This is a genomic window from Oceanobacillus sp. GQ8 (assembly GCF_059758495.1).
The window spans coordinates 609,423-631,321 of sequence record NZ_JCAXEV010000001.1 but is presented as its reverse complement, the minus strand read 5'-3'; the positions used below and the strand labels follow the sequence as shown (position 1 = coordinate 631,321).

Here is a 21,899-nt window from a genome sequence, read left to right as displayed (position 1 = left end):
TATGAGCATTGTGCAAATGCCCGATGTGTTAGCGAATAAGATTGCTGCTGGTGAAGTAGTAGAACGTCCTGCTTCGGTCGTAAAAGAGCTGGTGGAGAACAGCATCGATGCAAATAGCACATGGATAAAAATAGATATATTGGAGGCAGGGCTTCAGCAAATTAAAATTACCGATAATGGGGATGGAATGGCAGAGGATGATTGTGAGCGGGCCTTCCTCCGCCATGCAACAAGTAAGATAAAAGATGAGAACGATCTTTTTCATGTAAGGACATTAGGGTTTCGCGGCGAGGCGCTAGCCAGTATTGCCTCTGTTAGCAGACTTACCATTCAAACATCACAGGGTGAGGAGGCGGGCACGCTTCTCCAACTAGAAGGTGGTAAGGTTACACGTAAAGCGAAAAGTGATGCACGCAAAGGCTCGGAGATTCTTGTTGAAGATCTATTCTTTAATACACCTGCTAGATTAAAATATATGAAAACAATTCATACAGAACTTGGACATATAACAGACCTACTAAACCGATTATCGCTTTCCCATCCTGAGATTCGCTTTGAAGCAACTCATAATGGCAAAGGCCTGTTTAAATCTCCGGGCACAGGTGATCATTTACAGGTCATTTCAAATGTTTATGGTATGGGGATTGCCAAGCAAATGCTTTGGATAGAGCGGGAGACACTGGATTTTTCAATTAAAGGCTATATTGCCAAGCCCGAAGTCACTAGGGCTTCAAGAAGTTATATATCTACTATGATCAATGGTCGCTATATTAGAAGTATTCCACTGTCTCAATCAATTCTAAGAGCCTATCATACATTATTGCCAATTGGTAAATATCCTATCGTTGTACTGGATATTAAGATGGATCCAATCCTTGTCGATGTGAACGTTCATCCCACGAAGCTTGAAGTGCGTTTTAGTAAAGAAAAAGAATTGTTCCAGCTTATAGAAGAGACTATACGGGAAAGATTTAGACAACTAACTTTGATTCCTGAATTACAATCAAAGCCTATTGCAAGAGAAAAAACAGTTCAAAATACGATGGATTTTGAACAGAAAAAAGCAGAATCGGTATCAGACCAAACTTGGAACAACGTGGATACAGTTCGAGAAAACATTATTGATCAAGAGAAAGCAGTGGTTAAAACAGAACCTCTGACTAACGAGCCTTTCGAAGAAGCTGAAGAGCAAAAGAATCGAAACGTGTATACAGAGGAATTGCCAGAGAAAAAACTGTCCGAAGCCGAAATGGCCAGCATGGAACCTAAACAACAAGCACAACGAGTGCCGATGATGTATCCAATTGGACAACTCCACGGCACCTACATTATGGCACAAAATGAAAACGGGCTTTATATGGTGGACCAACATGCTGCCCAAGAGCGTATTAAATATGAGTTTTTTAAAGCAAAACTTGGTAGTACGAACAACGAGGCGCAAGAGCTCTTGTTGCCGTTAACCTTTGATTTTTCTAAACAGGAAGCGATATTTATTGAGCAATATAAAGCAGATTTAGAAAAAGTTGGCCTGTTTTTTGAGTCCTTTGGACAGCATACTTATGTGATTCGCTCACACCCTAATTGGTTTCCGAAAGGTTTTGAAGAAGAGGTTATCAGGGAAATGATGGAGCAAATAATGGCGGATGAACGTATCGATATCGAGTCGATTAGAGAAGAGGCCGCTATTATGATGTCTTGTAAGCGATCGATTAAAGCAAACCATTATTTAAATCAGGAAGATATGTTTCGCCTGCTTGAAGACTTAAGACAAACCACGGATCCATTTACCTGCCCTCATGGACGGCCAATTATTGTGCATTTTTCTTCTTATGAGCTTGAAAAAATGTTTAAAAGAGTTATGTAAAAATGAATAAACCGAATGTGCCTCGCCGATGATAGAAAAAAACGATCATCGAGGTGTATTTAATGGAAAATCAAAGACTTATTAATTTTCTCAATCAATTATTGTCAAATCATTTTGTCCTATATGTCAAATTACACCGATATCATTGGTATGTGCAAGGAAGACATTTCTTTACATTGCACGAGAAATTTGAAGAAATGTATACAGATGTTGCGGAAGATTCGGATGAAATTGCCGAGAGAATTTTAATGATAGAGGGAAAACCGCTCGCAACTATGAGTATGTATATTAAAGAAGCGACATTGGTGGAAGCCAGTGCAGATGACAAAGAAAGTGAATTAATAAGTCAGTTGTATGATGATCTTACACAACTTATTAAGGAGATACGCTCAAGTGGCCTTAAACTTGCAAAAGAATTGGATGATGGCCCCACAGAGGATTTACTTTTAACGATCCAAGCAAAGGCGGAGAAAAGATGCTGGATGCTTAGAGCGTACATGGCGTATGATTAAACATTTAGGATTTAGGGGATAATAATGGAACAAACCGTAATCGCAATAATAGGTCCAACAGCAGTTGGCAAAACGAAACTTAGCATTGAGGTAGCAAAACAATTTGACGGAGAAATTATTAGCGGAGATTCGATGCAAGTATACAAGGGAATGGATATTGGAACTGCCAAGGTGTCAAAAGAAGAAATGGAAGGTATTCCCCATCACATGATAGACATTAAGGAGCCGTGGGAATCTTTTTCTGTTGCTGAATTTCAAGCTAGTGTTAAAAAGCACATAGAGGAAATTAGTTCAAGACATAAATTACCGATTCTCGTAGGAGGAAGCGGTCTGTATGTACAGGCTGCTTTATATGATTACAATTTTGCCAATGGAAAGCGAGACATTACCATCTCAAAGAAGCTGGAAAAACAAATGGAAGAAGATGGAGCGAATGTCCTTTACAATAGGTTGAAAGAATTGGACCCAGTACAAGCTGCAAAGACGCATCCAAACAACGCTAGGCGCGTTATTCGAGCACTTGAAATCTATGAAACAACGGGAATGACTATGTCAGAGTGGCAAAAAACACAGCAGCTAACTTCTCCATATCAGCTACATTTAATTGGGCTGGAGATGGATAGAGAGCTCTTATACGACCGAATTAATCATCGGGTAGATCTCATGGTGCAACAGGGATTAGTAAAAGAGGTTCAAACTTTGTATCAAAGGGGATATACAGATAAGCCTTCAATGAAGGGGATTGGTTACAAAGAGTTTATTCCCTATTTTGAAAATCACCAGTCTCTTGGGGGGGCAATCGAAACGCTAAAGCAGAATTCTCGCAGGTTTGCAAAACGACAGTATACATGGTTTAGAAATAAGATGGATGTCAATTGGTATTCGATTAAACCCGAAGAGGCTAGGGAAAAATCTAGACTTATTTTACGCGATATTGCAGGATTTCTTCAAGAAAAGTAGAAATGAATATATAGATAGAAAAGAGGAGGAAGGAAAATGGCGCAAACAGTAAATATTCAGGACCAATACTTAAACCAATTGAGAAAGAACCATATTGCGGTGACTGTGTTTCTGACAAACGGTTTTCAATTACGTGGAGTAGTGAAAGCATTCGACAATTTCACCGTTCTTTTAGAAACCGACGGAAAACAGCAGCTGATATTTAAGCATGCAATTTCCACATTCGCTCCTGTCAAAAATGTAACGTTGGAAAAAGAATAAGTAAAATTTACGGGCGCTAATGGCGCCCGTTTTTCATGTTCACTTATCTTAAGTTATGATTTACTGGGCTAATGTCACAACTTTTATGCCTCCGCGTATAATGATACGACGGAGGGGTGAAGGCATGGAAACACAGTTAATGCGTAGTAAAAGCAACCAAATCAACATTATTCTTCAGGATAGAAAAGAGGAAATCAAGGCAATTCCAAATAAACAAAATAGAATGGCTGAGAGTAATTCTTTTAAACACATTGACAGTGAGTTTTCCTCATTTGTGGGGTTGCATGAACTAAAGCAGAAAATAAAAGAAGTCTATGCTACGGTAGTAATCAATGAAAAACGAAAGCAAGCAGGTTTATCGTGTTCTAAACAAGTACTTCATATGCTTTTTAAAGGTAATCCAGGAACAGGAAAAACAACCGTTGCTCGGAAGCTCGCCAAAATTTATTTTGATATGGGTCAATTATCAAAAGGGCATTTTATTGAAGCGGAAAGAGCCGATTTGGTTGGGGAATACATCGGGCAGACTGCTCAAAAAACGAGAGCGCTTATCCAAAAAGCAATGGGAGGGATCCTATTTATTGATGAAGCCTATTCGTTAGCGCGCGGTGGTGAAAAGGATTTTGGGAAAGAAGCAATCGATACGTTAGTTAAGCATATGGAGGACTATCAAAACGACTTTGTTCTTATTCTTGCGGGCTATCCTTCTGAGATGGAACGATTCCTATCTTTAAATCCAGGGCTTAAATCACGCTTTCCATTCATTCTGGATTTTCAAAACTATGAAGTCTCCCAATTGATGGAAATTGCGACTCAAATGGCAGCTGAACGTGAATATAGATTTACAAAGGAAGCAAGATATGAACTGAGGGAACGCCTTACAAGGAAGATGCAAGAGGAGGAGCGGAACTTCTCCAATGCACGTTATGTAAGAAATGTGATAGAGCATGCTATCCGTATGCATGCTGTAAGACTTCTAACAGAAGAACATTTTACAACGCACGATTTAATTCATCTAACGCGAGAAGATCTTTCAAGCAATAACTAGCTAGTCTCAATTTTGTACTCGATTGCCAATTTTGATAAGATAAAACTAGCGAGAACACTGAAAACAATACACTCATCGAAAGAAAGGATGCAGTTATGTCCGAAAAAATTCTTATAATTGCCGTAAATAAAAAGCAGCAAAATGAAGCAAAATTCCAGTCCTCTTTAGATGAGCTTATTTCCTTAAGTGAAACAGCGGGTGGGAAAGTAGAGTCTATAATGACTCAAAATAGAGATCGAATCGACCCTGCTCACTATATTGGTACAGGAAAAGTACAAGAAATTAAGGAAGCCATCACAGAATTTGGTATAGATTTAGTTATTTCCAATGATGAATTGTCAGCTGGCCAATTGCGGAACCTAGGGGCAGAATTTGGTGTGCGGATAATTGACAGAAGTCAGCTAATTCTTGATATTTTTGCCCAGCGGGCGAGGACCAAGGAAGGTAAGCTTCAAGTTGAATTAGCGCAACATGAATACACTTTGCCGAGACTTCGAGGTCAGGGGATTGAAATGTCCCGTCTGGGAGCGGGTATTGGTACAAGAGGGCCAGGTGAAACCAAACTTGAATCCGATCAACGTCACATAAGAAGAAGAATCTATGATATTAAAAGAAGGCTAGAAACGATTGTTCGTCAACGGGAGCAATACAGAAAACGGAGAAAATCAAATGAAGCTTTTCAAATTGCCATTGTCGGATATACTAACGCAGGGAAATCAACGTTGTTCAATCGTTTGACAAATAGTACATCGCTTGAGGAGAATCAATTGTTTGCTACATTGGATCCGTTGACAAGGCAAATTCAATTACCTTCTGGTTTTCAAGCGCTTATTACCGATACAGTAGGCTTTATGCAAGACTTACCAACAGCCTTGATTGCCGCCTTTCGTTCCACCTTAGAAGAAGTGAAAGAGGCGGACTTTTTATTACATGTCGTGGATGTTTCCCATCCTGATCAGGAACAGCAGCAAGATACGGTTATAAAGCTTTTAGATGAATTGGATGCTGGCTCCATTCCCATGCTTACTATCTACAATAAAGAAGACCGTCTGAATGGGGAAGAAGTTATCCCCATGCAGCATCCTTACTTCTTCATGAGTGCTTATCAACAAAAAGACATTGATAATATGCTCTCCAAAGTAGAAACGATTTTGCAAGAAATATGGAAACCATACAATGTCCAACTAGGTCCTGAGGAAGGAAAACAATTAAACAGACTAGAGCAAGAAACACTTATTGTACGAAAAGAGTTTGAGGAAACAACAAACCGGTATGTATTACAAGGCTATATCAAACAAGATCACCCTTTAAGGGGCTTTTTAGAGGAGTAAAGACATTACATGATTAGAGATATGATACAACAGACAGAAAAAGATTGTGCTATTCACCATAAGAGTATTGAAGAAGTTCGGGAGATAAATCAGAAACGAGTACTAGAAGCCTTTAAAAAACACCGGGTTAGCGACAGCCATTTTCATTCAACAAGTGGATACGGGTATGATGATATAGGGAGAGAAACACTCGAAGCCGTCTATGCAGAAGTATTTGGTGGCGAGGATGCACTTGTAAGACCGCAAATCGTATCAGGTACCCATGCTATTACAACAGCATTATTTGGACTCTTGAGGCCGAAAGATGAATTACTTTACATTACGGGCAAACCATACGACACGTTGGAAGAGGTTATTGGCATTCGAGGTGAAAATACAGGTTCATTAAAAGAGTTCCATATCCATTACAATCAAGTTGACTTAAGGGAAAATGGAAGGGTTAACTACCAGGGGATAAAAGAAGCTATTTCTAATCAGACAAAGGTTATAGGTATTCAACGGTCAAAAGGATATGATGATCGCCCCTCCTTTACGATTGATGAAATAAAAGAAATGATTTCTTTTGTTAAAGAGATAAATGAAAATATTATTGTATTTGTTGATAATTGCTACGGGGAATTTGTAGAGAGTAGAGAGCCATTGCATGTGGGGGCAGATATGATTGCTGGCTCTCTTATAAAGAACCCAGGCGGGGGGATTGTAAGGGCTGGTGGCTACCTTGCGGGAAGTAAAGAACTCATTGAACAGTGTGCTAACCGTTTAACAGCACCTGGTCTAGGAAAGGAAACGGGGGCAACTTTTCATACGCTTCAAGAAATGTTCCAAGGCTTCTTTCTAGCTCCGCATATTGTGGGAGAAGCGTTGAAAGGTGCGGTTTTCACTTCTCGCTTTTTAGAACTAGCTGGTTTTGAGACAAGCCCGCACTACCAAGAGAAAAGAACAGACCTTATTCAATCCGTCACCTTCAGGAAAGAGCAACCGATGGTACGCTTTTGCCAGGAAATACAGCGAAACTCTCCAGTGAATTCTTTTGTCACTCCATACCCTAGCGAAATGCCCGGATATGAAGATAAAGTGATTATGGCAGCAGGTACATTTATTCAAGGGGCAAGTATTGAATTGTCAGCGGACGGCCCATTAAGACAACCATTTACAGCCTTTGTTCAAGGAGGCTTAACATATGTACATGTTAAGCTAGCGCTAGTAGCAGCTGTGGAAACATTGACAAAAGAAGGTTTGATAAATAGAAGTTAGGGAATAAAAAAGAAGTAGAAGTTTAATTGTGTTAGAAAACCTAACATCAGGTTGACATATTACCTTACACCTCATATAATATAACTAATTCGTTACAAGGGGGTCATGAATTGAATGATCAAGATAGACGTTCCATGCCCTTATTTGCAATTGGTATTGTAATGAAGCTTACAGAACTAACTGCAAGACAAATAAGGTATTATGAAGAGCATGATCTAATTCATCCAGAAAGAACAGGTGGAAATCAACGGTTATTTTCATTTAATGATGTAGACAGATTACTTGAGATAAAAGACCTTTTAGATAAAGGCCTAAATATTGCAGGGATCAAGCTCATGCTTCAAGAAGAAGTGACCGAGAAAAAAGAAGTGTTGCCAAAGCCAACCTCAAATGAATTGTCAGACAAGGAGCTTCGGAAAATTTTACGAACAGAACTTACCGATGCGGGCAGACATGGTAAAACGAACCTGCGCCAAGGTGAATTATCCAGATTCTTTACCAATCATTAATAATGTATAGAAAATGTGGATACATAGCTTAGCTTATATAACCATATTTTTTATTCAAATATATAAATTATTAGGAGGAGAAAGAATGGGAAAGAAATTATCAAAAGATGAAATCATGAAACAGATTAAAGAAGAGAACGTGAGGTTTATCCGTCTTCAATTCACAGACATGTTAGGGACAATCAAGAACGTTGAAATCCCTCTAAGTCAATTAGATAAAGCATTAGATAATAAAATGATGTTTGACGGTTCTTCTATCGAAGGATTTGTTCGCATTGAAGAATCTGATATGTATCTATATCCTGACCTGGATACCTTCGTTGTATTCCCATGGACTTCAGAAAAAGGTAAAGTTGCCCGTTTTATCTGCGATATTTACAAGCCAGACGGCACGCCATTTGAAGGGGACCCACGCTATAATCTAAAGCGTAACCTTAAGAAAATGGAAGAGCTAGGGTTCGATGCTTTTAATATTGGGACAGAGCCAGAATTCTTCCTTTTCAAATTAGATGAAAAAGGAGATCCATCCCTTGAACTAAATGATAGAGGTGGCTATTTTGACTTGGCTCCTACTGATTTAGGAGAAAACTGTCGTCGTGATATCGTACTTGAACTTGAAGAAATGGGCTTTGAAATTGAAGCATCCCACCACGAAGTAGCACCAGGACAGCATGAGATCGATTTCAAATATTCTGATGCTGTAAAACATGCTGATGATATCCAAACTTTTAAACTAGTAGTTAAAACAATTGCTAGAAAGCATAATTTACATGCTACATTTATGCCGAAGCCATTATTCGGCGTTAACGGATCTGGGATGCATGTTAACATGTCTCTATTCAAAGACGGTAAAAATGCCTTTTTCGATGAAAAAGGAGATATGCAACTAAGCGAAACGGCTTATCAGTTTATTGCAGGCACAATCAGTCATGCGAAAAGCTTTACTGCTGTTACGAACCCTACAGTTAACTCATATAAAAGATTAGTTCCTGGCTATGAAGCTCCTAGTTATATAGCGTGGTCCGGTTCTAACAGAAGTTGTCTAATGCGTATTCCAAGTTCACGTGGAATTAGCACACGGGTAGAAGCGCGTAGTGTTGACCCATCTGCTAATCCATACTTGGCATTATCATCCCTACTAGCAGCAGGCCTAGACGGGATTGAGAAGAAAATGAAAACACCAACTGCCGTAGACCGCAATATTTATGTTCTTACAAAAGAAGAGCGTGAAGAAGCTGGAATCGAGGATCTACCTAGCACATTAGCTGGTGCACTTGAAGAACTTAAAAAAGATGAGGTTATCGTAAACTCACTTGGTGAACACTTATTCGAACATTTTGTTGAAGCAAAAGAAATCGAATGGGATATGTTCAAAACGCAAGTGCATCCATGGGAAAGAGAACAATATTTAAGCACGTACTAAGCTTTAAAGAAGCTTTGTACTCAACTATTTTAAATGTATATTAAAAATACCGTCCATCCATGGGCGGTATTTTTAAAAGTACCTTTTGAAAAAATTACACTTTAATACTTGATCGATTTAGAGATTAAAGGGAGATAGAGCAGGTGTCCCATAATGCAGGCGCTCTATCCTTTAGTTTAAAATGTCAAAATTTTTCAATGCTTCTAATGATTGCATTTGTCTAATTTTTTAGACTTATGGTAAAATAAATCTACATTTCTCGACTTAAATTGCGAGATGAAAATTCAGAATGTTATTAATCATGTCGTTAATCAATCTTTAAGGCCAACAAAGGAGGAACTAACATGAATAAATTTGTAGCAAACTATTTATCTACAAATCGGAATACTTTTGAACAGGTAAGTAGCTATATTTACCACCATCCAGAAACAAGATTTGAAGAATATGAGTCAGCTTCCTATTTTGCTAAGGCTTGTGAGGAAAAAGGCTTTCTTGTTGAACGTAATGTTGCGGGGATAGAAACAGCATTTATTGCTACATATGGCGAAGGCAAGCCCGTAATAGGATATCTAGGAGAGTTTGATGCACTTTCAGGCTTAAGTCAGAAGCCTAATGAAACGAGTTATCAACCTTTAGAGAAAGATATTGGACATGGATGTGGTCATAATTTGTTAGGTACAGGGGCGTTTGCTGCTGCATGTGCTGCAAAAAAATACTTAGAAAAAAATAACCTGCCAGGTACTGTGAAATTTTTTGGCTGTCCAGGAGAAGAAGGCGGTTCAGGGAAAACATTTATGGTAAGAGAAGGTGTGTTTGATGGTGTTGACGCTGCGCTTACATGGCACCCCTCTCCTGCAAATGCGATTATGAGTTTATCAAGCTTAGCAAACTATCAAGTTTCATTTAAATTCAAAGGCATTTCCTCTCACGCTGCAAACACGCCACACTTGGGTCGGAGTGCATTGGATGCTGTGGAACTAATGAATGTGGGTGTCAACTACTTACGAGAGCATATTGTGCCAGAGGCACGTATTCATTATGCTGTGACAAATACAGGGGGTATATCCCCAAATGTGGTTCAAGCAAATGCTGAGGTACTATACCTCGTAAGAGCTCCAAAGGTGGCACAAGTGGACAGCATTTTCCAAAGGGTAAAGAAGATTGCCGAAGGTGCCGCACTCATGACAGAAACGGAAGTAACAATTGATTTTGATAAGGCATGTTCTAATTATATTCCCAATCGTTCACTGGAGAAAATCTTGTATAAGAAATTTACCGAGGTTGGGGTACAAAAGCCTACAGATGAAGAAAATGCATTTGCAGAGAAAATATGGAATACCTTTACAGACGGTGAAAAAGAAAACTTCCTAGATCCAATGAAAGGTTTTGGTTATGTAGGAGATGGTAGCGAATTTGCTGGTAAGTATTATTCTGACTCCATTTCCCCTTATCATGAATCTAAGGAAATCCTTGCTGGGTCAACAGATGTTTCAGATGTAAGCTGGGTCGTCCCAACAGCTCAATTATCGGCATCAACCTCTGTACTGGGTACTGCTTTACACACATGGCAAATGACAACACAAGGATTAAGAAACTATGCACTAAACGGTATGTTCCGTGCCGCAGAAACAATGGCCTTAGCTGGTATTCAGCTGTTTGATAGCCCAGAAGACCTGCAAAACATAAAAGAAGAATTTGAGGCATTTAAGAAAGCCAATCCATACAGCAATCCTATTCCTGAGGGTGTATATCCTTCAAAGTTGCATGAGAAATAGGCTTTTCAAATAGATAGATCGTAATATTAGTATAGAATGCGAGGGATATTATGGAAAAGAGGCGTGGTTTATTTCAAAGATTTTTAGATTTGGTGGAAAAGGTAGGAAATAAGCTGCCGGATCCGTTTATATTATTTATTGGTTTATCACTATTAATGATCGTTGTTTCCTATATATTTAGTTTATTTAACGCTTCCGTTGTGCATCCAGGTACAGGGGAAGAACTAGAGATTCAAAATTTGCTATCAGGTGAAGGCTTGCAGTTTATCTTGACTTCCATGCTTGATAACTTTACAGGTTTTGCTCCACTGGGACTTGTTCTTGTTATGATGCTAGGAATTGGCCTAGCTGAAAAAGTTGGACTGATGGATTATGCCATCAGAAAAACAATCTTAAGCTCACCTCCAAGTTTAGTTACTTATACGGTAGTATTTGTAGGGATTCTTGGAAACCTTGCCTCTGACGCTGCAGTTGTATTGATACCACCACTTGCTGCGATGGTATTTTATAAAGTTGGACGCCATCCATTAGCTGGATTAGCTGCAGGCTTTGCTGGGGCCGGTGCAGGATTTACAGCAAATATCTTTATTGCAGGGACAGATGCATTACTAGCAGGCATTTCAACAGAGGCCGCAGCCATTGTGGACGAGTCGATGGTAGTAACCCCGGTCGATAACTGGTACTTTAATATTGTATCTGTTTTTGTTATGACGGTTATTGGTGGACTCATAACTACTAAATTTGTTGAACCAAGACTGGGCAAATATAAAGGCGAAGCAGTTGAAGATGAGGGGAATGAAGAGTTACAGAATGGTGGCAAAGGATTCCGAAATTCGATCATTGCTGGGCTTTCCTACATTGCACTTATCGTCATTGTTATTTCTTTACCAAACAGCCCATTAAGAGGTGAAGATGGTAGTATTGTACCCTCGCCATTCTTAGACGGGATTATTCCTATTGTGCTATTTTTCTTTATCATTGTAGCTGTTACCTTTGGTATAACAGTAGGGAAAATTAAGACTGGTAAGGATGTTAGTGACTATATGGCAGATTCTATGAAGGACATGTCAAGTTATATTGTTCTAGTATTTGCTATTGCACAGTTTATTGCATATTTTAATTGGTCGAATTTAGGAACATGGGTAGCCGTTAATGGCGCTGATTATCTAAAGGATATTAATTTTACAGGTATTTGGTTGATTATTGGCTATATCATATTTACTGCATTAATGAACTTCCTGATCACTTCAGGGTCTGCCAAGTGGGCAATTGAAGCCCCGGTGTTTATTCCTATGTTTATGCAACTCGGTTATCATCCGGCCTTTACGCAAGTTGCGTACAGGGTGGCAGATTCCTCAACAAATATTATTACACCATTGTTTCCGTATATGGTTATTATTTTGGCGTTTATGAAAAAATACGATAAAAAAGCTAGTATAGGTACTTATATTTCATTAATGCTACCGTATAGTATTGCGTTTTTAACTACTTGGATTATATTAATTCTGGTATTTTACTATTCAGGTCTACCATTTGGTCCAGGAATATACCCGTTCTTATAAAAGGAGGAGAGCAGTATGCAACAATTAGGAGATAAATTAATTAAGTGGCGCCGAGATTTCCACCAATATCCTGAAACAGGTTTTTTGGAAATGAGAACAGCGTCTATTGTAGCCTCTATTTTAGATGAGCTTGGTTTCCAATTGAAAATGGGAAAGGAAGTTATGTCAAAGGCAGACTGTATGGGAAAACCAACTGAGGAGGAAACAAAGAAACATTATCAATGGGCACAGAAAAATGGGGCAATTGGTGATTATCTTCATCTCTTTTCTGAAGGCTATACAGGAATAGTTGCCACACTAGATACAGGTAAGAAAGGTCCTGTCATTGCATATCGATTTGATATGGATGCATTGGATATTTTAGAGTCAAACAGTAACGAGCATTTCCCGCGCAATGAAGGATTCAGCTCAAAAGTTCACGGGAAAATGCATGCCTGCGGTCATGACTCCCACACCGCGATGGGTTTAGGCCTGGCCACTTTGCTTATTGAAAATAAGGACCAACTTAAGGGGAAAATAAAATTAATATTTCAACCAGCTGAGGAAGGTACACGTGGAGCAAAAGCTATGGCAGCTGCAAATGTAGTGGAAGATGTGGATTATTTCGTCGCTACCCATATTGGGGTCGGTGTTCCGCATAAGCAGTTCGTTGCCGCCAATAGTGGTTTTCTTGCGACCTCCAAGTTAGATATCACCTATAGTGGTACTGCAGCACATGCCGGAGGTAGTCCTGAACAAGGGAAGAATGCACTCTTAGCAGCAGCCGCTAGTGTGCTAAGCCTTCATGGTATATCACGCCATTCAGGAGGAGCTACCAGGATAAACGTTGGGCAGCTAGAAGCTGGTGCAGGTAGAAATATAATTGCCAACCATGCTAGCATGAAAGTGGAAACGCGAGGAGAGACTTCTGAAATAAATGATTATGTGAAAGAACAGGTGACATCTATCGTCAGTGGAGCGGCTACCATGTACCAAGTAGAACATAAGATTGAAACAGTAGGCGAGGCACTAAGCTGTAAATGTTCGTTGGACCTAGCAGGTATCCTCCACCAATGTGCCGAATTATCCCCAGATATTGAAAAAAGTCGACTGGAGGATAACACACCAGGAGGATCAGAGGATGCGACCTATTTTATGAACGAAGTGCAGAAAAACGGCGGAAAGGCAACCTACTGTGTATTCGGAACAGAACTGACTGCAGGGCATCATAATGAGAAATTTGATATTAAAGAAGACACGTTATTGCCTGCTGTTAAAATTCTTTTCCAATCAGCCAAAGTAATAATGGAACAATAAAACAGCTGCCCTCGAGGCAGCTGTTTTTTTATTGTGAGAAAAAGATATTTGGCATGATCGAAAGACGAGTGCATGATACTATGCGTTGCGCTATTTAATGAATATTACGATATAAGCCAATTACTTTACCTAGTATAGTTACATTATCATATAGAAGCGGATCCATCGTTGCATTCTCAGGCTGGAGGCGAATATGGTCTTTTTCTTTAAAGAACCTTTTCACTGTCGCTTCGTTTTCATCTGTCATCGCAACAACTATATCACTGTTTTGTGCGGTGTTCTGCTGTTTCACGATAACCATATCCCCATCAAGTATTCCTGCTTCAATCATACTTTCCCCTTCGATAACCAATACGAAAAGATTATCATCAGGTCCGGCACTTGTGGTTGGTAGAGGAATGAATTCCTCGATGTTTTCAACTGCTGTAATAGGTAGGCCTGCTGTTACTTTCCCGATTACAGGAGCATAGCGAGCTTCTTCTCTTGGGATATTGTTTCCTTCCGACAAATCAAGTATTTCAATTGCTCTTGGCTTAGTCGGATCTCGTCGAATGTATCCTTTGCTTTCAATTCTAGATAAATGTCCATGCACTGTAGAACTTGAGGCAAGTCCAACAGCTTCGGCAATTTCCCGGACGGAAGGCGGATATCCTTTTTTTGTTACTTCGTCTTTAATATAATCTAAAATCATTTGCTGACGTTTTGATAGTTTTGACATAAATGTTTCACCTCGCCCATAAGATTAATTATTAATAGTTTACCATTTGATTCCACATAAAGCAAACATTCGTTCGAGAAAAAGTCTTGACAGGATCATATGTTCTGCTATAATTAAAATTACAAATAAGCGAACAAAGGTTCCTATTTAGAGAAGGAGGGAATGAGACTATGTTTAGTAAACTTACAAAAACGGATTTGTTTTATATAGTTGCCTTTGCCTTGACGCTGGGATTCCTGTACTTTACTATGATTACGAGTTAAATGGTTTAAGAAGGAGTAAGCGTGTTGAATGCAATTATCTACTGTCGCGTGAGTACCGACAAACATACCCAAGAGACCTCTCTTGCTAGACAAAAAATAGAGCTAACGGGATTAGCAGAACGCTATAATTTTAATGTAATAGCTTGTATAGAAGAACAGAAGAGTGGCTATGAAATAGAGCGAAATGGAATATTTGAGATGCTCGATATATTTGCAGCTAAAGATGCTGACTGTCTACTCATCCAGGATGAAACTAGACTAGGGCGTGGGAATACCAAAATTGCGTTGTTCCATCAGCTTCAAAAGCTCCGTATAGATGTATATACAGCAATGCATGATGGGAAGCTTGAACTATCAGAATCAGACTCTATGGTTTTGCAAATTGTTGGGATAGTGGAAGAATACCAGCGGAAAATTCACAATGCAAAGATTAAAAGAGGAATGAGACGCGCAGTAGAACAAGGATATAATCCTGCTGATAATCTCAAAAACCAGCATCATGCGCCAGGGCGTGATAGAGTTGACTTTCCTATAGAAGAAGTGGTTAGACTTAGAGAGAAAAAACTGACATTTGAAGAGATTACGAGTACATTAAATGGAATGGGTTACCCTGTTTCAAAAGCGACGGTCCATCGGAGGTATAAGGAACTGCAAGATACTTGAATATAAGCCTTAATAGGCGTAAAATAAATAAGCAGGAGCTAATGGCTCTTGTTTTTTGTTGTATTCAGAAGTAAAATAGATTTTTTAAAAGATAAAGCTTAATAAGATCTTAAATAGCCCAAGACGTTGGCGCAATTACGACGAGGAAGTTTGTAAAAGCCAAAAGGGTATTTAGACTTGTGTAATAGATAATTGAAAAGGAGGTAGAGCCATGTTATCTCAGGATAAAATTGAGCGAATTAATTCACTGGCAAAAAAGGCTAAAGATACAGGTTTAACTGAGAAAGAGAAACAAGAACAAAAAGAGCTCCGTGAAGAATATCTAAACAATGTAAGAAGCTCTTTTAAAAACCAGTTTAAATCCATGACAGTAGTAGATCCTAAAGGAAACGATGTTACACCAAAAAAAGTGAAAGACTTGCAAGAGAGAAATAAGAAACATTAATTTTGTACCATACTACGACAAAAATCACCCTTTTTATAAGGAAGCCTATCCGTTTTAACTTGTTCCTGGATGGGTTTCGTTATAGAATGAGGAGGAAACAACCAGTAGTTATTTTTGAAAGGGGTTAAACAATATGTCAAACAACATAGAACAAAATTCAATTACTACAATTCGTACATTATCTATTGATGCAATTGAAAAAGCGAACTCTGGTCACCCCGGACTTCCAATGGGAGCAGCTCCAATGGCCTACACGCTATGGACTGACTTCATGAATCACAATCCTAAAAACTCAAAATGGTTCAACAGAGACCGTTTTGTTCTTTCAGCAGGCCATGGATCTATGCTTCTATATAGTTTGCTTCATTTATCTGGTTATAACGTGTCGATGAATGACTTGAAAGAATTTCGTCAATGGGATTCTAAAACACCAGGCCATCCAGAAGTACATCACACAGACGGTGTAGAAGCAACAACTGGTCCACTTGGTCAGGGGATTGCCATGTCAGTTGGGATGGCGATGGCTGAAGCACATCTATCTGCGAAATTTAACCAAGAAGATCTTCAGATCGTCGATCACAACACTTATGCACTTGTAAGTGATGGAGATTTAATGGAAGGTATTTCACATGAAGCGGCTTCACTTGCTGGCCATTTAGGTCTTGGTAAGCTAATTGCACTATATGATTCCAACGATATATCTTTAGATGGCGATCTAAATCAATCTTTCTCTGAAAACACGGAAGAACGCTTCAAAGCATATGGATGGCAAGTAATTCGCGTTGAAGACGGAAATGATGTAAATGAATTAAGAAAAGCGATTAAACAAGCACAGGAGAATACTGATCAACCAACACTTATTGAAGTGAAAACAATTATTGGCTACGGTTCTCCAAATAAATCAGCGTCAGCTTCTTCTCACGGTGCTCCTTTAGGTGCAGACGAAGTTAAACTAACTAAAGATTATTATAAATGGACCTATGAACAAGACTTCCATGTGCCAGAAGAAGTGTATGAAGATTTCCAAGAAAAAATTGGGAAACAAGGTGCTGAAGCAGAAGATAACTGGAACGCTTTATTGGCAACATACAATGAAAAGTACCCAGAATTGGCTAAGCAATTTGAATTAGCTATGAAAGGAGAACTACCAGTTGATTGGGAAAAATCTCTACCTGTATTTGAAGCAGGCAAAGATACCCTTGCAACACGTGCTTCTTCCGGAAAAGTATTGAATGCTATTGCTAAAGCTGTTCCTAATTTCTTTGGTGGAAGTGCGGATTTAGCAGGTTCAAATAAAACAACCATGAATGACGAAGAAGACTTCACGCGAAAAAATTATGCAGGACGTAATGTTTGGTTTGGTGTACGGGAGCATGCTATGGGAGCAGCATTAAATGGAATGGCTCTTCATGGTGGATTGAAGGTTTATGCGGGTACTTTCTTCGTGTTTAGTGATTACCTTCGTCCAGCAGTTCGTCTTTCTTCCATTATGAATGCGCCTGTGACATATGTATTCACACATGATTCTATCGCAGTAGGCGAAGATGGTCCGACGCACGAACCAGTTGAGCAATTAGCGGCTTTACGTGCAATGCCTGGCTTGTCATTAATTCGCCCAGCGGATGCTAATGAGACACAAGCAGCTTGGAGATTAGCGATTGAATCAACCAATCAACCTACCGCACTTGTGCTTACACGTCAAAACCTTCCTACTCTTGAAGGGACAAAAGAATATGCATATGAAGGTGTTAAGAAAGGGGCATACGTTGTAAGTGATGCTACCAAAGAAACACCAGATGCATTGCTTTTAGCGACAGGTTCTGAGGTACAGTTGGCGGTCTCTGCACAAGCAGCCCTTAAAGAAAAAGGCATTGACGTTCGCGTTGTAAGCATGCCATCCTGGGATCGTTTCAATGCACAAGATGCAGCATATAAAGAAAAAGTTATACCTTCTTCTGTCAAAAACAGAGTAGCAATTGAAATGGCAGCATCATTCGGTTGGGATCGTTATGTAGGTGACCACGGAAAAATTATTGCTATTGACCGCTTCGGTGCGTCAGCTAATGGTGACAGAGTTATAAAAGAATATGGTTTTACTGTAGAGAATGTCGTAGAACATGTAGAATCACTAACAAAATAGCTTGATTTTTTAGGATGAATAATTCACTTTAAATCGAGAAAAACGAAACTAAATAGCATACCAATTCGCATTAGGATTGGTATGCTATTTTTTTGTTTGAGATAGTTTACAGACTAAAACTACTATTAGTTCAAGTCGATCTCATATTACTCTAATTTTAAATATATAATTACTAACCTTAACCCTTTGAAGCTTTAATAAGCGAACTTTCTAGCGGTATTAGGGCTTTTGTATATTTATAAACTTTTCTCGACAAAACAAGTTAAAATATCTCCGATGAACCGACATTATTTTAAAGCTTCTTTCCGTATAATAGAAGGAAAAGGGGGAAGTTTAGTATGTATGAATATACTGTATTCCGGATGAAGGAAGAGTTTTCTTGGCATTACTTCCATAAAAGTGATATTCTTTATCGTTTTATAAAACATTATCAGAAAGAATGTCAGCAAAGACCGGAGCTACAAATGCAATATGACTATAGTACCTATCCTTTTCCTGGAACACAGTTCTGTAAGATTGTAGAAGAGAAGCTGGATAAGACGATGTTTTCATACGAAACAGCAGATTTTTTACGATTATATAAAAATTCGACTAATATTCCTTTACATATAAGTGAAAAACATTTAAAATTTCGTTGTAAAACAATACTGGAAGCTGAAGAGATATTGTTTCCAATATTACGGGAGATTGACTCTACCTTCTTTATCATTGGAGAAAATACAGCACAATATGGCTGGGTATCACCAGTTATTCGTATACGTGAATCAAAAAGTGGACAAGTATTGTATTCTTATCATTAATTTACTATACTGTTAAAGAGACAACACGAAGGAGGAAGGCGTGACATGAGCACGATTTGGGTAGTACTAATTGCTATAGCAGCGTTAATTGCTGGTGTTGCTCTTGGATTTTTTATTGCAAGAAAATATATGATGAGCTATTTAAAAAAGAATCCACCAATTAATGAGCAAATGCTTCGTACGTTAATGATGCAAATGGGCCAAAAACCATCTCAGAAGAAAATTAATCAGATGATGCGTTCTATGAACAATCAATCTGGTAAATAAGCAATTATTTTATAATTTTGCAACAAGCATCCGCGCGAATCACCCCCTTACCATACAACGTAAGGGGCTTTTTTATTACAACGGCTAATATTTTCGGTGTTTCGTCATAAATTTAATGCATGAAACAATACATTTTTAGCTACACTGTGATAAGTTAGCTATGAGGAGGTAGAATATGTCTGAAATAAATATTTTCATTGCATTTAGTGCTGGCTTTTTATCGTTTATATCTCCCTGTGTATTGCCGTTATTTCCAGTATTTGTATCCTATATAACAGGTATGAGTGTAAGCGAATTAAAAGAGGATAATAAAAAATTCAATGTGAAGAGCACAATGCATACCCTTTTCTTTTTACTAGGTTTTTCCTGTGTATTCATCACGATGGGGTTCACAAGCCTCTACATATCGGAGTTTTTGATGACATACAAAGACTTAATTAGACAAGTGGGTGCTATTCTAATTATCTTTTTTGGATTAGTAATTGCAGGAGTACTGAACTTTGAGTTCTTGATGAAGAATAAACAAATCATGTTTAAAAATCGCCCCGCTGGCTTCGTAGGGTCTTTTATCATCGGATTGGCATTTTCCCTTGGATGGACGCCATGCACTGGTCCTATACTAGGTGTCGTCCTGTCACTTGCGACTACTGAGCCACAATCGGGGATGTGGATGATGATCAGTTATGTTCTTGGTTTTTCTGTTCCTTTCTTTGTATTATCCTTCTTCGTTGGGAAATTAGGTTGGATAAAAAGACACAGTTCCATCATTGTGAAGATCGGTGGATACCTAATGGTTGTGATAGGAATAGCATTGTTTTTTGACTGGATTTATAAATTGACGTCCTATTTGGGAGGGTTGTTTGGTTTCACAGGATTTTGATGGATTTTATTAGCATAGTATATTAAACTTATGATATATAGGCATAAAGGAGCTTTTTACATGTACAAAACAAACGATTTAATATTACGTACTACCACATCATTGATCGCCTTTATCCTGCTAGGTTTTGCAGTCTATCTATTGCTTGCAGGACATAATTCACCTGGTGGTGGTTTTGTCGGTGGGCTTATGACGTCAGCGGCTATTTTGCTCATGTATATAGCCTATGGAATCGAGGCTGTAAAGAAAGTACTACCGATAAACTTCTTGGTATTAATTCCAATTGGTTTAGCTATCGCACTTGGTACAGGTATAGGTTCATTTATATTTGGTGTACCATTCTTATCCCAAACCTTTGATTACTTTACAATACCTTTATTTGGCGAGATTGAGTTGGCAACAGCCATGATTTTTGACTTAGGAGTCTATTTCACAGTAATCGGAGTAATGATGACAATCATTTTAACCATAGCAAACGATCAGTAACATTTAGGGGAGGAAGAATATGGCCAGAGTTATGGTAGTTGACGATGCAAACTTTATGAGGGTAACCTTGTCCGCTATACTGAAAAAAGAAAACCATGATATTGTAGGGGAAGCTGCAGATGGCGCAGAAGCGGTGAAGCTTTATAAAGAATTGAATCCTGACCTTGTTACAATGGATATTACGATGCCTGTCATGAATGGTATTGATGCAATTAAGGAAATCAAGTCATATGACCCGCATGCTACCATCATTGTATGTTCAGCTATGGGCCAACAAAAGGTTGTGGTGGAAGCAATCGAGTCTGGTGCAAAAGACTTTATTGTAAAGCCGTTTGATGATAGTCAGGTCTTGGAAACTGTTAACCGCTTAGTGAAATGAGAAACGGTAATAACTAAGGGTATAACCTGATAGAAAGTATGAGGTAATGTCATTATGCTTTGGTTGGTAGCCAGTACTATTGTTGCAGCCTGTATGGCTGTGACTATGATTTTTGTCCGCATAAGGGGAGCCAAGAAGCCGGCTTCTGTAAAAAAAATTATGTTGCCGCCCCTTTTTATGAGTACAGGTGCATTAATGTTTATATTCCCTGTTTTTCAAATTAGTTTAAGCCAATTCCTGGAGGCTCTTATCGTAGGCGTTATTTGCTCGTTTTTCTTAGTTAGAGCTTCCAGATTTGAAATTCGGCATGAAGCAATCTATTTGATTCCCTCAAAATCATTTGTTTTTATTCTCTTTGGTTTACTGCTTTTTCGAATTGTAATGAAACTGATCATTGGCAGCAGTATTTCAGCAGGGGAAACAAGTGGAATGTTTTTTATCTTGGCATTTGGGATGATATTTACGTGGAGATGCTGTATGTTGTATAAATTTCTTCAGCTTGAAAAGCAATTACATGTTAATGCATAAAAAGAAGTCCGAAATGTTTAGAGTTCGGACTTCTTTTTATTATTGTTTTCCATTCGTTTTTCCCAATCAGGCGTATAATCCTCTTTTGCCATGATAAACAAATGTTCATATTGAGTAACTTGGATGTTCTTCTCTTTTAATTTTTTTCTTAGAAACTTATGATCCCGCTTTGGTGTAGCTAGAATATATCCTTCAATTACCACTTCTTGATTGATAGCACTCATTTCTCTCTTGACCGCAATTTCTCCAATTTTACTTGCAATTTTATGCCTTGCAATATCTCTAAATAGTTCAGGCACAGGGGAAACCAATTCTTCAAGAAGTTCTTTCTCATTTATATTCCACATATGTTGGCTTTTTTCCATGTAATACTCTTCCCAGTCCATAATGGACTTACCATCTTCTTTAGGAAGCCGTTTTAAAAATTTACGGAACATGAAAAAACCACCTATTGCCATAAACATAATCATAAGAAAGCCCCATAAAATGATGATAATAGAATAATCTACAAATCCCGACATCGTTTCACCTTTTT

23 protein-coding genes are annotated in these 21,899 nt (G+C 38.6%); 21 read left to right on the top strand and 2 right to left on the bottom strand.

Annotation, left to right across the window (positions count from 1 at the left end; translation table 11 throughout):
- Position 1 precedes the first annotated feature (1 nt).
- The 12 genes from mutL (at position 2) to AC6CHS_RS03320 (ending at position 13,795) form a co-directional block, all read left to right on the top strand.
- Positions 2 to 1,864 (top strand): DNA mismatch repair endonuclease MutL, encoded by a 1,863-nt coding sequence (mutL, locus tag AC6CHS_RS03375; protein ID WP_498234097.1) that lies wholly within the window; start codon positions 2 to 4, stop codon positions 1,862 to 1,864.
- 62 nt (positions 1,865 to 1,926) lie between these two features.
- A complete protein-coding gene (locus AC6CHS_RS03370; RefSeq protein ID WP_498234095.1) occupies positions 1,927 to 2,376 on the top strand; it encodes a Dps family protein in 450 nt (149 codons plus the stop codon).
- 24 nt (positions 2,377 to 2,400) lie between these two features.
- The gene (miaA, locus tag AC6CHS_RS03365; protein WP_498234093.1) at positions 2,401 to 3,336 is read left to right on the top strand and encodes a tRNA (adenosine(37)-N6)-dimethylallyltransferase MiaA; all 936 of its coding nucleotides are present in this window, start codon (positions 2,401 to 2,403) and stop codon (positions 3,334 to 3,336) included.
- A 36-nt stretch (positions 3,337 to 3,372) separates the two neighbouring features.
- Positions 3,373 to 3,597: an RNA chaperone Hfq gene (gene hfq, locus AC6CHS_RS03360; RefSeq protein WP_036572969.1), complete on the top strand. Its 225-nt coding sequence runs from the start codon at positions 3,373 to 3,375 to the stop codon at positions 3,595 to 3,597.
- A 124-nt stretch (positions 3,598 to 3,721) separates the two neighbouring features.
- Entirely contained in the window at positions 3,722 to 4,645 is a 924-nt protein-coding gene (gene spoVK / locus AC6CHS_RS03355) for a stage V sporulation protein K (RefSeq protein ID WP_106896718.1), read from the top strand.
- Positions 4,646 to 4,740: 95 nt separating this feature from the next.
- Entirely contained in the window at positions 4,741 to 5,976 is a 1,236-nt protein-coding gene (hflX, locus tag AC6CHS_RS03350; protein WP_498234091.1) for a GTPase HflX, read from the top strand.
- A 9-nt stretch (positions 5,977 to 5,985) separates the two neighbouring features.
- The gene (locus AC6CHS_RS03345) at positions 5,986 to 7,230 is read left to right on the top strand and encodes a methionine gamma-lyase family protein (protein ID WP_498234089.1); all 1,245 of its coding nucleotides are present in this window, start codon (positions 5,986 to 5,988) and stop codon (positions 7,228 to 7,230) included.
- 134 nt (positions 7,231 to 7,364) lie between these two features.
- Positions 7,365 to 7,739 carry a MerR family transcriptional regulator gene (locus AC6CHS_RS03340; RefSeq protein WP_498234558.1) on the top strand — a complete coding sequence of 125 codons (375 nt, stop codon included), beginning with the start codon at positions 7,365 to 7,367 and terminating at the stop codon, positions 7,737 to 7,739.
- 85 nt (positions 7,740 to 7,824) lie between these two features.
- Positions 7,825 to 9,162, top strand: a complete 1,338-nt coding sequence (glnA, locus tag AC6CHS_RS03335; RefSeq protein WP_036572965.1) for a type I glutamate--ammonia ligase — start codon at positions 7,825 to 7,827, stop codon at positions 9,160 to 9,162.
- Between the two features lie 344 nt (positions 9,163 to 9,506).
- Complete coding sequence (locus tag AC6CHS_RS03330) at positions 9,507 to 10,937, top strand: M20 family metallopeptidase (protein WP_498234087.1); 1,431 nt, start codon at positions 9,507 to 9,509, stop codon at positions 10,935 to 10,937.
- A 50-nt stretch (positions 10,938 to 10,987) separates the two neighbouring features.
- A complete protein-coding gene (locus AC6CHS_RS03325; protein ID WP_498234085.1) occupies positions 10,988 to 12,499 on the top strand; it encodes an AbgT family transporter in 1,512 nt (503 codons plus the stop codon).
- A 15-nt stretch (positions 12,500 to 12,514) separates the two neighbouring features.
- Positions 12,515 to 13,795, top strand: a complete 1,281-nt coding sequence (locus AC6CHS_RS03320; RefSeq protein WP_498234083.1) for an amidohydrolase — start codon at positions 12,515 to 12,517, stop codon at positions 13,793 to 13,795.
- 94 nt (positions 13,796 to 13,889) lie between these two features.
- Here AC6CHS_RS03320 and lexA read toward each other — a convergent pair whose 3' ends face one another.
- Positions 13,890 to 14,513 (bottom strand): transcriptional repressor LexA, encoded by a 624-nt coding sequence (gene lexA / locus AC6CHS_RS03315; RefSeq protein WP_036572960.1) that lies wholly within the window; start codon positions 14,511 to 14,513, stop codon positions 13,890 to 13,892.
- 287 nt (positions 14,514 to 14,800) lie between these two features.
- On the opposite strand from lexA, the gene AC6CHS_RS03310 reads away from it, so the two are divergent.
- The 9 genes from AC6CHS_RS03310 to AC6CHS_RS03270 all read left to right on the top strand — a co-directional run bounded on the left by AC6CHS_RS03310 (position 14,801) and on the right by AC6CHS_RS03270 (position 21,364).
- A complete protein-coding gene (locus AC6CHS_RS03310; RefSeq protein WP_498234081.1) occupies positions 14,801 to 15,439 on the top strand; it encodes a YneB family resolvase-like protein in 639 nt (212 codons plus the stop codon).
- Positions 15,440 to 15,650: 211 nt separating this feature from the next.
- Positions 15,651 to 15,884: a DUF896 domain-containing protein gene (locus AC6CHS_RS03305; RefSeq protein ID WP_036572956.1), complete on the top strand. Its 234-nt coding sequence runs from the start codon at positions 15,651 to 15,653 to the stop codon at positions 15,882 to 15,884.
- Between the two features lie 133 nt (positions 15,885 to 16,017).
- A complete protein-coding gene (gene tkt, locus AC6CHS_RS03300; protein ID WP_498234079.1) occupies positions 16,018 to 18,024 on the top strand; it encodes a transketolase in 2,007 nt (668 codons plus the stop codon).
- 338 nt (positions 18,025 to 18,362) lie between these two features.
- A complete protein-coding gene (gene sirA / locus AC6CHS_RS03295; protein ID WP_498234077.1) occupies positions 18,363 to 18,824 on the top strand; it encodes a sporulation inhibitor of replication protein SirA in 462 nt (153 codons plus the stop codon).
- 45 nt (positions 18,825 to 18,869) lie between these two features.
- Positions 18,870 to 19,091: a YneF family protein gene (locus AC6CHS_RS03290; RefSeq protein ID WP_036572951.1), complete on the top strand. Its 222-nt coding sequence runs from the start codon at positions 18,870 to 18,872 to the stop codon at positions 19,089 to 19,091.
- A 175-nt stretch (positions 19,092 to 19,266) separates the two neighbouring features.
- Positions 19,267 to 19,971: a cytochrome c biogenesis CcdA family protein gene (locus tag AC6CHS_RS03285; RefSeq protein ID WP_498234075.1), complete on the top strand. Its 705-nt coding sequence runs from the start codon at positions 19,267 to 19,269 to the stop codon at positions 19,969 to 19,971.
- A 60-nt stretch (positions 19,972 to 20,031) separates the two neighbouring features.
- On the top strand, positions 20,032 to 20,457 hold the full coding sequence (locus tag AC6CHS_RS03280) for a Na(+)/H(+) antiporter subunit B (RefSeq protein WP_036572947.1): 426 nt from the start codon (positions 20,032 to 20,034) through the stop codon (positions 20,455 to 20,457).
- A 19-nt stretch (positions 20,458 to 20,476) separates the two neighbouring features.
- Positions 20,477 to 20,836: a response regulator gene (locus tag AC6CHS_RS03275; protein ID WP_498234072.1), complete on the top strand. Its 360-nt coding sequence runs from the start codon at positions 20,477 to 20,479 to the stop codon at positions 20,834 to 20,836.
- Positions 20,837 to 20,890: 54 nt separating this feature from the next.
- A complete protein-coding gene (locus tag AC6CHS_RS03270; protein WP_498234071.1) occupies positions 20,891 to 21,364 on the top strand; it encodes a CcdC family protein in 474 nt (157 codons plus the stop codon).
- Positions 21,365 to 21,381: 17 nt separating this feature from the next.
- Here AC6CHS_RS03270 and AC6CHS_RS03265 read toward each other — a convergent pair whose 3' ends face one another.
- The gene (locus tag AC6CHS_RS03265) at positions 21,382 to 21,885 is read right to left on the bottom strand and encodes a DUF2621 family protein (protein WP_498234069.1); all 504 of its coding nucleotides are present in this window, start codon (positions 21,883 to 21,885) and stop codon (positions 21,382 to 21,384) included.
- Positions 21,886 to 21,899 lie beyond the last annotated feature (14 nt).